The sequence below is a fragment of the Mycobacterium sp. NGS59 genome, assembly GCF_059812345.1.
In genome coordinates this window covers 1-13,439 of record NZ_JCALCN010000018.1, presented here as the reverse complement: position 1 = coordinate 13,439, position 13,439 = coordinate 1, and the positions used below count along the sequence as shown (strand labels likewise).

At 67.7% G+C, this 13,439-nt stretch carries 10 protein-coding genes; 9 read left to right on the top strand and 1 reads right to left on the bottom strand.

All coding sequences use genetic code 11. From position 1 onward, the window contains the following. Position 1: 1 nt before the first annotated feature. From AC5Y46_RS18545 to AC5Y46_RS18515, 7 genes are all read left to right on the top strand, one after another. Complete coding sequence (locus AC5Y46_RS18545; RefSeq protein WP_499992448.1) at positions 2-904, top strand: class I SAM-dependent methyltransferase; 903 nt, start codon at positions 2-4, stop codon at positions 902-904. 272 nt (positions 905-1,176) lie between these two features. Then, positions 1,177-3,009: a type VII secretion AAA-ATPase EccA gene (gene eccA, locus AC5Y46_RS18540; RefSeq protein WP_499992447.1), complete on the top strand. Its 1,833-nt coding sequence runs from the start codon at positions 1,177-1,179 to the stop codon at positions 3,007-3,009. After that, complete coding sequence (gene eccB / locus AC5Y46_RS18535) at positions 3,006-4,604, top strand: type VII secretion protein EccB (RefSeq protein ID WP_499992446.1); 1,599 nt, start codon at positions 3,006-3,008, stop codon at positions 4,602-4,604. Before eccA ends, eccB begins: the two co-directional genes overlap by 4 nt. After that, positions 4,601-8,593 carry a type VII secretion protein EccCa gene (gene eccCa / locus AC5Y46_RS18530; protein ID WP_499992445.1) on the top strand — a complete coding sequence of 1,331 codons (3,993 nt, stop codon included), beginning with the start codon at positions 4,601-4,603 and terminating at the stop codon, positions 8,591-8,593. The genes eccB and eccCa overlap by 4 nt, the downstream gene beginning before the upstream one ends. Continuing rightward, entirely contained in the window at positions 8,590-8,898 is a 309-nt protein-coding gene (locus AC5Y46_RS18525) for a PE family protein (RefSeq protein ID WP_499943961.1), read from the top strand. Before eccCa ends, AC5Y46_RS18525 begins: the two co-directional genes overlap by 4 nt. Positions 8,899-8,931: 33 nt before the next feature. Next, positions 8,932-9,225: a type VII secretion system protein EsxG gene (gene esxG, locus AC5Y46_RS18520; protein WP_499943959.1), complete on the top strand. Its 294-nt coding sequence runs from the start codon at positions 8,932-8,934 to the stop codon at positions 9,223-9,225. 28 nt (positions 9,226-9,253) lie between these two features. After that, positions 9,254-9,544 carry a WXG100 family type VII secretion target gene (locus AC5Y46_RS18515; RefSeq protein ID WP_499944803.1) on the top strand — a complete coding sequence of 97 codons (291 nt, stop codon included), beginning with the start codon at positions 9,254-9,256 and terminating at the stop codon, positions 9,542-9,544. 43 nt (positions 9,545-9,587) lie between these two features. Here the strand turns inward: AC5Y46_RS18515 and prpD are convergent, their stop codons facing one another. Further along, the gene (gene prpD, locus AC5Y46_RS18510) at positions 9,588-11,093 is read right to left on the bottom strand and encodes a 2-methylcitrate dehydratase PrpD (protein ID WP_499992444.1); all 1,506 of its coding nucleotides are present in this window, start codon (positions 11,091-11,093) and stop codon (positions 9,588-9,590) included. Between the two features lie 128 nt (positions 11,094-11,221). On the opposite strand from prpD, the gene AC5Y46_RS18505 reads away from it, so the two are divergent. Together AC5Y46_RS18505 and AC5Y46_RS18500 are read left to right on the top strand one after the other, a co-directional pair. Next, positions 11,222-12,571 (top strand): flavin monoamine oxidase family protein, encoded by a 1,350-nt coding sequence (locus tag AC5Y46_RS18505; protein WP_499992443.1) that lies wholly within the window; start codon positions 11,222-11,224, stop codon positions 12,569-12,571. Between the two features lie 111 nt (positions 12,572-12,682). Beyond that, the coding region (locus AC5Y46_RS18500) for a DUF222 domain-containing protein (RefSeq protein ID WP_499992442.1) at positions 12,683-13,439 on the top strand (757 nt) is incomplete at its 3' end.

Here is a 13,439-nt window from a genome sequence, read left to right as displayed (position 1 = left end):
GGTGCGAAGCGAAGGTGACAGCTGGGACATCACCACGAGCGTGGGGTCGACGGCGCTGTTCGTGGCCACCGCGCGGGCGCTGGAGGCGCAGAAGCCCGACCCGCTGGCCGTCGACCCGTACGCGGAATTGTTCTGCCGCGCCGTCGGCGGTTCCTGGGCTGAGGTCCTGGACGGCCAGGCACCCGACCACGAGTTGCTCAGCGAAGACTTCGGCCGGCACTTCGTCGACTTCCAGGGCGGTCGCACCAGATATTTCGACGCGTACTTCCAGCGCGCCGCCGCCGCCGGCGCCCGACAGGTCGTCATCCTGGCGGCCGGACTGGACTCCCGGGCCTACCGGCTGCCCTGGCCCGACGGGACGACGATCTTCGAGCTGGACCAGCCGCAGGTGCTCGACTTCAAGCGCGAGGTGCTCGCCGAGCACGGTGTGCAACCCCGCGCCGAGCGCCGGGAGATCGCCGTCGATCTGCGCGACGACTGGTCACAAGCGTTGCAGGACAACGGATTCGACCCCACCCAGTTTTCGGCCTGGATCGCCGAGGGACTGCTGATCTATCTTCCGGCCGCCGCTCAGGAGGCGCTGTTCACCGGCATCGACGCGCTGGCTGCCCTCGGCAGTCACGTCGCCGTCGAGGACGGCGCTCCGCTGCCCCAGGACGAATACGAAGCCAAGGTCGAAGAGGAGCGCGCCGACCCGGAAGCCAACCAGCGTCCCTTCTTCCAGTTGGTCTACAACGAACAGTGCGCCCCCGCCGCCGAGTGGTTCGGTCAGCACGGGTGGACGGCCGTCGGCACGCCACTGAACGACTACCTGCGTGAGGTGGGCCGGCCGGTACCCGGGCCGGAGTCCGAGGCCGCGCCGATGTTCGCCCGCAACACTCTGGTCAGCGCCGCCAAGCCGTAGCCGGCCCCCGGCGCGGGCAACGACCCCCGCCGTTGTTAATGAAAATCATATTCAGTAAGCTGTGTACCCGGGCGGCCGCTCAGTGCGGCCAGCGCAAGAAATGCTGGTCAGACGTGCCAAGACGGGAATTGATGTGGCGAAGCGCACGCGATCGACCGCCTCGACAGTTAGCTTAGGGAATGCTAACTTCGTGAGGCTAACCGCAGGCGGAGTCGGCCAGCGGTGATCTTTTCTTCCAAAAGAAGGCGGGGCGTGAACGCGGTGATATCGGCATGATTGGGGCTCAGCCCCGCGCATCCCGGACCGACGGCAGGGTCGACGAGGACGTGGTCAGCAGATTCGCCACGTGCTGCCGCGCCCTGGGCATCGCGGTCTACGAACGGCAGCGCCCGGCGGATCTGAGCGCGGCGCGATCGGGATTCAGCGCGCTCACCCGGATCGCCCACGACCAGTGCGACGCGTGGACCGGCCTGGCCGCTTCCGGCGACACGTCCAAGCGTGTGCTGGAACAGGTTTCGCGCACCGCGGCGACGGCCGGAGTGTTGCAGCGGCAGGTCGAGCTGGCCCGCGGTGCCCTCGGGTTCCGCTACGACACCGGCCTGTATCTGCAGTTCCGTGCCACCAGTCCCGACGACTTCCACCTCGCCTACGCGGCCACCCTGGCATCCGAAGGGGAGTTTGCCCAGGCATACGACATCGTCAGCCGCATCGCCGAGCGCCGCCCCCAGTCGCGTGAGGCCCGCTGGATCGCGGTGGTCATCAACTACCGGGCCGAACGCTGGTCGGACGTCGTCAAGCTGCTCACCCCGATCGTCAACGACGCCGACCTCGACGCGGCGTTCGCGCACGCGGTGAAGATCGCCCTGGGTACCTCGCTGGCCCGGCTGGGGATGTTCGCTCCCGCGCTGTCCTACCTCGAGGAGCCCGAGGGTCCGATCGCCGTGGCGGCGGTCGACGGCGCGCTGGCCAAAGCTCTCGCGCTGCGGGCGCACGTCGACGAAGAAGCCGCCAGCGACGTGCTGCACGAGCTCTACGCGGCCAACCCGGAGAACGAAGAGATCGAGCAGGCGCTGTCCGACCCGAGCTTCGGAATGGTCACCACCACCGCGGCCCGCATCGAAGCGCGGACCGACCCGTGGAACCGCGACACCGAACCCAGCGACGCCGACTTCGTGGACCCGGGCGCACGGGAACGTAAGGCCGCGTTGCTGGCCGAAGCGGAGGTGGCGCTCAACGAGTTCATCGGCCTGAACGAGGTGAAGAATCAGGTTGCCCGGCTCAAGAGTTCGGTCGCCATGGCCGTACTGCGCCAGCAACGCGGACTCACCGTCGCCCAGCGCACCCATCATTTGGTGTTCGCCGGCCCGCCCGGGACGGGTAAGACCACCATTGCCCGAGTGGTGGCGAAGATCTATTGCGGCCTGGGACTGCTGAAGCGGGAGAACATCCGCGAGGTGCACCGCGCCGACCTGATCGGCCAGCACATCGGCGAGACCGAGGCCAAGACCAACGCGATCATCGACAGCGCGCTGGACGGGGTGCTGTTTCTCGACGAGGCGTATGCACTGGTGGCCACCGGAGCCAAGAACGACTTCGGTCTGGTGGCCATCGACACGTTATTGGCGCGCATGGAGAACGACCGCGACCGGCTGGTGGTCATCATCGCCGGATACCGCGCCGACCTCGACAAGTTCCTGGACACCAACGAGGGTCTACGGTCCCGGTTCACCCGCAGCATCGACTTCCCGTCGTACCAGCCGTCGGAGTTGACTGAGATCGCGAATCTCATGGCGCAGCAACGCGACAGCATGTTCGAACAGGCGGCACTCGACGACATGCAACGGCTCTTCACTCACCTGGCCGAGACGTCGTCGCCGGACAGCAACGGGATAGACCGGCGCAACCTGGACATCGCCGGCAACGGCCGGTTCGTACGGAACGTGGTCGAGCGTTCGGAAGAAGAGCGTGAGTTCCGGCTCGATCATTCCGAACAAGCCGGCACGGGTGAGTTCACCGACGAGGACCTGATGACAATCACCGCACAAGACGTCGGCAATACGGTGGCCCCGCTGCTGCGTGGCCTCGGGCTGTCGGTGCCGGCATGAGCAAGAACGACTCGGACAACGAATGGGGTGACGACCGCCGTTCGTTCGCGTCCCGGACTCCGGTCAACGACAACCCCGACAAGGTCGAGTACCGTCGTGGCTTCGTCACCCGCCACCAGGTGACCGGCTGGCGGTTCGTGATGCGCCGCATCGCCTCGGGAATCGCGTTGCACGACACCAGGATGCTGGTCGACCCGCTACGGACCCAGTCCCGGGCCGTGCTGATGGGTGCGCTGCTGCTGATCACCGGATTGCTTGGCTGCTTTGTGTTTTCGCTGATCCGGCCCAACGGGCAGGTCGGCAACAACGCGGTCCTGGCCGACCGGTCCACCGCCGCGCTCTATGTGCGGGTCGGCGACCAGCTGCATCCGGTGCTGAACCTGACCTCCGCCCGCCTGATCGCCGGTCAGCCGGTCAACCCCACCACGGTGAAAAGCGCTGAGCTGGACCGCTTTCCGCGCGGCAACCTGGTCGGCATCCCGGGCGCCCCGGAACGCATGGTGCAGAGCAGCGCCCGCGACGCCGCCTGGACGGTGTGTGACGCCGTCACCGGGCAGCCCGGCCGCGGCGCGCGCAGCACCGGCGTGACCGTCATCGCGGGCAAGCCGTACAGCGACGGCACCCGCGCAGCCGCGATCGGCTCGACCCAGGCGCTGCTGGTGGACGCAGCCTCTTCGGGAGGGAACGGAACCTGGCTGCTGTGGGACGGCAAGCGCAGCCGGATCGACCTGGCCGACCGCGCGGTCACCAACGCGCTGGGCTTGGGCACCGAGGTGCCCGCACCGCGACCCATAGCCGCCGGATTGTTCAACGCCATACCGGAATCGGCGCCGCTGACCGCACCACCCATCCCCAACGCGGGTGCTCCGGCCGGCTTCGCGGTCCCCGCGCCGATCGGCGGGGTCGTGGTGGCCTACTCGCTGGACAAGGCCGGCTCGGACACGTTCTACGCCGTGCTGCCCGACGGTCTGCAGTCGATCTCACCGGTGCTGGCCTCGGTCTTGCGCAACACCAATTCCCATGGCCTGCAACAGCCGCCGCGGCTGGGTGCCGACGAGGTCGCCAAGCTGCCGGTGTCGCGGCTGCTGGACACCTCGCGCTACCCCGCCCAACCGGTCACCGTCGTCGACGCCGCCAGCAGCCCCGTTGCCTGCGCGTTCTGGAGCAAGCCGAACGGCGCTGCCACCAGCTCGCTGACGTTGCTCTCGGGTTCGGCGCTGCCGGTCACCGAGGGTGTGCGGACCGTCGAACTGGTCGGCGGCGGGGCGAAAGTCGCGCTCACCCCCGGCACCGGATACTTCACCCAGACCGCGGGCGGGGGTCCGGCGGCGCCGGCCACCGGTTCGCTGTTCTGGGTATCCGACACCGGTGTCCGGTACGGCATCGACACCGAGTCCGACCGGTCCGGGGTCAACGGCAAAACGGTTGAGGCGCTTGGCCTCAAGTCGCCGCCGCTGGCCATCCCCTGGTCGGTCCTGTCCTTGTTCGCAACTGGCCCGACGCTGTCGCGCGCCGATGCGCTGCTGGCGCATGACGGTTTGCCGCCGGACAGCCGACCGGGCCATCCGGTAGCCGCCGAAGGGGAGCCCCGATGAGCAGACTGATCTTCGAGGCGCGCCGGCGGTTGACGCCGCCGAGCGCCCGCAAGGGAACCATCACCATCGAGGCGCCGCCGGAGCTGCCGCGGGTGATCCCGCCGTCGCTGTTCCGGCGGGCGATGCCGTACCTGATCGGGATCCTGATCGTCGGCATGATCGTCGCGTTGTTCGCCACCGGCATGCGGTTGATCTCGCCGCAGACGCTGTTCTTCCCGTTCGTGCTGCTGCTTGCCGCGACCGCGCTCTACCGCGGCGACAGCAACAAGATGCGCACCGAAGAAGTCGACGCCGAGCGGGCCGACTATCTGCGGTACCTGTCGGTGGTCCGGGACAACATCCGCGCCCAGGCCGCCGAGCAGCGCGCCGCCGCGCAGTGGTCGCACCCCGAGCCCGAAGCACTGGCCGCGGTGCCCGGATCCCGTCGGCAGTGGGAGCGCGACCCGCACGACCCGGACTTCCTGGTGCTGCGCGCCGGTCGGCATTCCGCGCCGCTGACCACGGCGCTGCGGGTCAACGACACCGCCGACGAGGTCGACCTGGAACCGGTGTCGCACAGCGCATTACGCAGCCTGCTGGACACCCAGCGCACCGTGCCGGACGTACCGGCCGGCATCGACCTGAGCAAGGTCTCCCGGATCAGCGTGCTGGGCGACAGCGCAGACGTCCGCGGGGCGGTACGTGCCTGGATCGCCCAGGCGGTGACCTGGCATGACCCGACGGTGCTCGGTGTGGCGCTGGCCTCCCGCGATCTGGAGACCGACGACTGGTCGTGGCTGAAGTGGTTGCCGCACGTCGACATTCCCGGCCAGGTCGACGGTGTCGGTCCGGCCCGCTACCTCACCACCGATCCCGACGAGCTGATAGACCTGTTGGAGCCTGCCCTCGACGAGCGCCCCGCGTTCACCGGGCAGCCGGTGGATGCGTTGCGGCACTTGCTGATTGTCGTCGACGATCCCGACTACGACCTGACCGGTTCGCCGCTGTCGGCCGGTCGGGCCGGCGTCACGGTGCTGCACATCTCGGCCACGGCGCCCAACCGCGAGCAGTACTCGGACCCGGAGAAGCCGATCCTGCGGGTCGCCCAGGGCAGCATCGACCGGTGGCAGACCGGCGGCTGGCAGCCCTATATCGACGCCGCCGATCTGTTCGGCGCCGACGACGCGGCACACCTGGCCCGTCGGCTGTCCCGGTGGGACTCCAACCCGACGCATACCGGGCTGCGCTCGGCGGCCACCCGCGGCGCGAATTTCACTACCCTGCTGGGCATTTCGGATGCGTCCCGGCTGGACGTCCCCGCCCTGTTCGCGCCGCGACGCCGTGACGACGAGTTGCGGGTGCCGATCGGCGTCACCGCCACGGGTGAGCCGCTGATGTTCGACCTCAAGGACGAGGCCGAGGGCGGGATGGGTCCGCACGGCCTGATGATCGGTATGACCGGCTCGGGCAAGTCGCAGACGTTGATGTCGATTCTGTTGTCGCTGTTGACCACTCACTCCGCCGACCGGCTGATCGTCATCTACGCCGACTTCAAGGGTGAGGCCGGGGCCGACAGCTTCCGCAACTTCCCGCAGGTGGTCGCGGTCATCTCCAACATGGCCGAGAAGAAGTCGTTGGCCGACCGGTTCGCCGACACGCTGCGCGGCGAGGTGGCGCGGCGCGAGATGCTGCTGCGCGAGGCGGGCCGCCGGGTGCAGGGCAGCGCGTTCAACTCGGTGACCGAGTACGAAGCCGCTCAGGCCGGCGGGCATGACCTGCCGCCCATCCCAACGCTTTTCGTGGTCGCCGACGAGTTCACCCTGATGCTGGCCGACCACCCGGAATACGCGGAGTTGTTCGACTACGTGGCCCGCAAGGGGCGCTCGTTCCGCATCCATATCCTGTTCGCGTCGCAGACACTGGACGTCGGCAAGATCAAGGACATCGACAAGAACACCTCCTACCGGATCGGTCTGAAGGTGGCCAGCCCCAGTGTGTCGCGCCAGATCATCGGGGTGGAGGACGCCTACCACATCGAGTCGGGCAAGGAGCACAAAGGCATCGGGTTCCTGGTGCCCGCACCCGGGGCCACCCCGATCAAGTTCCGCTCCACCTACGTCGACGGCATCTACGAGCCGCCGCAGGCGGCGAAAACCCTGGTGGTGCAGTCGGTTCCGGAGCCCAAGCTGTTCAGCGCCGGCCCGGTGGAGCCCGATCCGGGCACCGTGATCACCGGGGCCGAGGACGACGAGCCGATCGGTCCGCCGCGCAAGCTGATCGCGACCATCGGCGAGCAACTGGCCGCATACGGGCCCAAGGCGCCGCAGCTGTGGCTGCCGCCGCTGGACGAGCCGATCCCGCTGACCTCGGTGCTGGCGCGGGCCGGCGTGCCGGCCCGGCAGTGGCGCTGGCCGCTCGGCGAGGTGGACAAGCCCTTCGAGATGCGCCGCGACCCGCTGGTGTTCGACGCGACGTCGTCGGCCGGCAACGTGGTGATCCACGGCGGCCCCAAGTCCGGCAAATCCACTGCGCTGCAGACGTTCATCATGTCGGCTGCCAGCCTGCACTCGCCGCGCGACGTCACCTTCTACTGCCTGGACTACGGCGGCGGACAGCTACGCGCGCTGGAAGGCCTGGCGCACGTCGGCAGTGTCGCCTCGGCGCTCGAGCCCGAACGCATCCGCCGCACCTTCGGCGAGCTGGAGCAGCTGCTGCTGTCCCGTCAGCAGCGCGAGGCGTTCCGGGACCGTCCCGCGAACGGACACGGCCACCGGCTGGACAAGGACGACGGGTTCGGCGAGGTCTTCCTCGTCATCGACAACCTGTACGGCTTCGGCCGCGACAACGTCGACCAGTTCAACACCCGAAACCCGTTGCTGGCCAAGGTGACCGAACTGGTCAACGTCGGCCTGGCCTACGGCATCCACGTGGTCATCACCACGCCCAGCTGGCTGGAGGTGCCGCTGGCGATGCGCGACGGGCTTGGTCTGCGCCTGGAGCTCAAGCTGCACGACGCGCGGGACAGCAACGTGCGGGTGACCGGGGCACTGAGCCGTCCGGCCGACGCCGTCCCGCACGACCTGCCGGGTCGCGGATTGACCATGGCCGCCCAGCATTTCCTGTTCGCCGAACCGGAGTTGGAGCAGATCCCGGCGATCAACGCCCGCTACCCGGGCCAGTCGGCGCCGCCGGTGCGGTTGCTGCCCACCGACCTCGCACCGGCAGCGGTGGGTTCGCTGCACCGGGGACCGGAGCAGGTGGTGATCGGCCAGCGCGAAGAGGACCTCGCGCCGGTGGTGCACGACTTCGCCGAGAATCCGCTGCTGATGGTGTTCGGCGACAGCAAGTCGGGCAAGACCACCCTGCTGCGCCACATCATCCGCACCGTCCGGGAGAACTCGACTTCCGACCAGGTGGCCTTCACCGTGCTGGACCGCCGGTTGCACCTCGTCGACGAACCGCTGTTCGCCGACAACGAGTACACCGCCAACATCGACCGGATCACCCCGGCGATGATCGGGCTGGCCAACCTCATCGAGGCACGCCGGCCACCGGCCGGTCTGTCACCGGCCGAGTTGTCGCGCTGGACATTCCAGGGCCACACGCACTACCTGATCATCGACGACGTCGACCAGATCCCGGACTCCGCCGCGACCTCCGGCCCTTACCTCGGACAGCGGCCCTGGACCCCGCTGATCGGGCTGCTGGGGCAGGCCGCCGACCTGGGACTGCGGGTGATCGTGACCGGCCGGGCGTCCGGGTCGTCGCACGCGTTGATGACCAACCCGTTGCTGCGCAGGTTCAACGACCTGCAGGCGACGACATTGATGCTGGCCGGAAACCCGCAGGACAGCGGCAAGATCCGGGGCCAGCGGTTCAGTCGGCTACCGGCGGGGCGGGCCATATTGCTCACCGACAGCGATTACCCGACCTACGTGCAGCTGGTCAACCCGCTCGTCGGTGCGGCGGCGATATCCGGTGAGACGCAACAGAAGGGAAGTCAGTCATGACGCTGCGAGTGGTTCCAGAAGGATTGGCCGGCGCCAGCGCCGCGGTGGAGGCGCTGACGGCGCGTCTGGCCGCCGCGCACGCCGCCGCGGCGCCGTTGATCACCGCGGTGGTGCCGCCGGCGGCGGACCCGGTTTCGCTGCAGACCGCCGCCGGGTTCAGCGCGCAGGGCCAGGAGCACGCCGCGGTGGCGGCCCAGGGTGTCGAAGAGCTGGGTCGTGCCGGCGTCGGTGTCGGCACGGCCGGCGCCAGTTACCTCGCCGGTGACGCGGCGGCCGCCGCGACCTATGGGATTGCCGGCGGCTAGCCGGAACCGGAATTCGAATCGAAAGGGAGAGTCATGAGTTTGTTGGATGCGCATATTCCGCAGTTGGTGTCCTCGCAGTCGGCGTTCGGCGCCAAGGCCGGGTTGATGCGGCACACGATCGGTCAGGCCGAGCAGGCCGCGATGTCGGCGCAGGCGTTTCACCAGGGGGAGTCCGCGGCGGCGTTTCAGGCCGCGCACGCCCGGTTCGTGGAGGTCGCGGCGCGGGTGAACACGTTGCTCGACATCGCCCAAGCCAACCTGGGCGAGGCGGCCGGTACCTATGTGGCCGCCGATGCCGCGGCCGCGTCGACCTACACCGGCTTCTGAGCCGGCTCAGACGAGAAAGGGGTTTCTGATGTCGCAGATCATGTACAACTACCCGGCGATGCTCGCTCATGCCGGGGACATGGCGGGCTATGCCGGCACCATGATGGGTTTGGGGGCCGACATCTCCGCCGAGCAGGCCGCGTTGCAGAACGCCTGGCAGGGTGACACCGGTCTGACGTATCAGGCCTGGCAGGTGCAGTGGAACCAGGCCATGGAGGACCTGGTGCGGGCCTATCAGTCGATGGCCAGCACCCACGAGGCCAACACCATGGCAATGCTGGCCCGCGACGGTGCCGAAGCCGCCAAGTGGGGCGGCTAGCCATCGGTTGCTGTCCGACAGTCTCGTAAATCCGGGTGCCTCATCAGAAGATCCCGGCCGGGATCGTCGGCGCCATGGCTCGCACCTCCGGATCGACCAGTAGGTTCAGCGCGCCCAACGTGCCCGGCTGCTGCTGAGCGAGACCGTCCACCACCGTCAGGAACCGTTGCTGCTCGGCACGGGCGATGACGCCCTCGGCCAGGCCGGAGAACTTCCCGATGTAGTCCTGACGCTCAAATGGCTTGGCGCCCAATGGGTGCGCGTCAGCAACGGCGATCTCGTCGACGATCACTTCCCCGTTTTGCATGGTCACTTCCGCACGGGCGCCGAAGGCTTTCTCCAGCGGGTCGCTGGAGTGATATCGCCTGGTCCACTCTGGGTCTTCGACGGTGGATATCTTGTGCCACAGTTCGACGGTGTCCGGTCGGTGCGCCCGCTCCGATGCGTACGACCGTTCATGGTGCCAACTACCGTCCTGCAGAGCCACCGCGAAGATGTACATCACCGAGTGGTCCAGCGTTTCACGCGAGGCGTCCGGATCCATCTTCTGCGGATCGCCTGCGCCGGTGCCGATTACGTAATGGGTGTGGTGGCTGGTGTGGAGCACGATGGTGGCGATCTGCTCGGCGTTGCCGATCCGCTTACGCATCCGGCGGGCCAGGTCGATCAGAGCCTGACTCTGATATTCCGCCGAGTGTTCTTTGGTGTAGGTGTCCAGGATGGCGCGCTTAGGTTCGCCCGGCTCAGGCAACGGGACCTGGTAGGTATGCCCGGGTCCCGACAGCAGCCAGGCGATCACGCCGTCCTCCCCCTCCCAGATGGGTGCCGGGGCACCTTCCCCGCGCATGGCGCGATCGACGGCTTCGATGGCGACCTTGCCGGCCCAGGCGGGAGCGTAGGCCTTCCAACTCGAGATCAATCCCTTCCGCGACTGCCTGGTGGACGTGGACAGGTGTAACGCCTGGCCTACCGCCTGGTAGATGGTCTCCTTGTCCAGCTTCAGCATGGTGCCCAACCCGGCCGCCACCGACGGTCCGAGGTGTGCGACGTGATCGATCTTGTGCTCGTGCAGGCAGATTCCTTTGGTCAGCCCGACCTGGATCTCGTAACCCGTTGCGATGCCACGGATTAAGTCGGCGCCGCTGATACCCAGATGTTGGGCCACGGCCACCAGAGCGGGAATGTTGTCACCCGGATGCGAGTACTCGGCGGCCAGAAACGTGTCGTGGTAGTCCAATTCGCGCACCGCGACCCCGTTGGCCCAAGCGGCCCACTCGGGCGCGTAGTCATCGTCGACACCGAACACCTTGGCTCCTCGTGCCGTATCCGGATGTGCCAGCGCCTGGGACCGTGCGACGGTGACCGGACGGCGCAGGAAGGAGGCCGCCGACACCGCGGCGTTGTCGATGATCCGGTTGATCACCATGGACTCGGCATCGGCAGGGACGGCCACCGGGTCCGCAGCGACCTCCGCGATCTTCCAAGCCAACTGCTCATTGCGGGGAAAATCGTCCGCGCTGCGCCGTGTTCGAACGTCGTGGATACGCACAGTCGCACAGTATGCAGAATGTCGATTGGCCGGCCCACAACCGCAATCTTGGGAGAAGCGGGCCAACTCGCACTTCTATCGGTGTAGCTTCCTGCTGGGACGTGCCACGGTCATCAAGGGAGTCAGGCATGACGGATGTCGACTATTGCGTGGTAGGTGCCGGATTCGCGGGGATGACGGCCGCGCTGCGGTTGAAACAAGCGGGTCGCTCGGTGGCTCTGCTGGAGGCCCGCGATCGGGTCGGTGGCCGCACCTTCACCGTGACCCGCGACGACGGGGTGTGGATCGACCGCGGTGGCGCCTGGATCGGCCCGGGCCAGGACCGGATCTACGCGATGATGAAAGAGTTCGGCGTACCGGAATACAAGCAGCACAACGACGGTGACGCGATGATGGTTGTCGACGGCAAGAAACACCGCTACGGCGGCAAGCTGCCGTGGACGATGAGCCCTTGGGCGGTGGCCAATCTCGGCGTGGCGCTGTTGCGGGTCGAGCAGATGTGCAAGGCAGTCCCCCGCGAAACCCCTTGGACGGCAAAGGATGCCACCGAGTGGGACCGGATGAGCGTCGGCGACTGGCTGGAACACAACGTGCCGTCCGCAGCGGCCCGCGAGATGCTGGACATGGCATTGGGCGGTACCTACACCTGCACGGCGTCCGAGGTGTCGATGCTGTGGATGTTGCTGCAGATGTCCTCCGGCGGTGGTCCTGGATTCGTCATCGGCGGCAAGGGCGGCTCTCAGGATGCCCGCCCGGTCGGCGGGATGGGTGCCGTCTATCGACCGATAGTGGCCGAGATCGGCGATGCGCTGCACTTGTCGCGTCCCGTGCGCGAGATCTCGCAGGACGCCGACGGGGTCACGGTCAGCGCCGACGGTCTGACGGTGCGCGCGCGACGGGTGATCGTGGCGATTCCGATGGCGATCGCCAGTTCGATCGTCTACGAGCCGACGCTGCCGGTGGACCGCGCAATGCTGAACCAGCGCATGCCAAGCGGTGCGGTTATCAAGATTTCCGTCGTCTACGACGAGCCGTTCTGGCGGGCCGACGGTTTCTCGGGCCAGTCGGCCGCGCCCGGCACTCCGGTGACGCTGAGCATCGACGCCTGCACCGACACCGGGGACCCGGGCATCATGTGCGCGATCATCGAAGGACCCGCAGCTCGGCGACTCACCCAGCTCGACGAAGCCGAACGCAGGGCGATCATCATCGGTGAGCTCGTCGACCGGTTCGGCGAAAAGGCAAGTACGCCAGCGGAATACCACGAACAGGACTGGACCCAGGAGCGGTATTCCGGCGGCGGGATGATCAGTCACACCGGCACCGGCGTACTGACCGAGTTCGGCTCGGCCCTGCGGGCACCGTGCGGCCGTGTGCACTGGGCCGGCACCGAGAGCTCGGCCGTGATGTGCGGGTGGATCGACGGTGCCATTCGGTCCGGAGAGCGGGCGGCGGCCGAGGTGCAGGCGGCGGATTAGGCTCTGCGGCGAAATCCTCTGTGGCGCTGGGTTATCCACAGTTGAAGCTTTATACACAGGTGTGTCTTCGGGGCCGGGGAGTTGTCGGTGCCGCTCCCTAGAATTTGGGGTATGGCAGCGAGCACGCGTGAAGAGATCGTGGAGGTCTTTGACGCACTCGATTCCGACGTGGATCGTTTGTGCGCGTTGTCCTTTGAGGTGTTCACCACCCCGGAGCGGATGCGGGCTCTGGAGCGCCTGGAGCGGGCAGCCCGCCAACTGCGCACACCCCAGCACGCGGTGATCAACGAACTCGCCGCCCAAGCCGCCGAGGAGGAGTTGGGCGGCAAGTTGCGCAGTGCGGTGGCTGATCGGTTGCGGATCTCTAAAGCCGAAGCCGGCCGCCGTATCGCCGAAGCCAAAGACCTCGGCGCGCGCCGGGCGCTGTCCGGGGAGGCGCTAGGGCCGCTGCTCACCGCGACCGCGACCGCTCAAGGTGCCGGGCTCATCGGTGATGAACACATCAGGTTGATCCGCAAATTCCTGGCGCACCTGCCCGACACGGTCGATGCGGGCACCCGCGCGGACGCCGAAGCCGACCTGGTCGACAAAGCCACCCACTTTCGGCCCGAACAAGTGCAGACCTATGCCCAGGAGGTAATGGCCTATCTGCACCCCGACGGCAACTACAGCGAGGAGGAACGCGCCCGCCGACGCGGCCTGGTGCTGGGTGAGCAGAAGTTCGACGGGATGTCGCGCCTGAGCGGGCTGGTCACCCCCGAGCTGCGGGCCGCGATCGAAGCGGCGTGGACGAAGTTGGCCGCACCCGGGATGTGTAACCCGAACGATGAGGCACCACGGGTGGACGGCGAACCCGACGCCGAGGAGG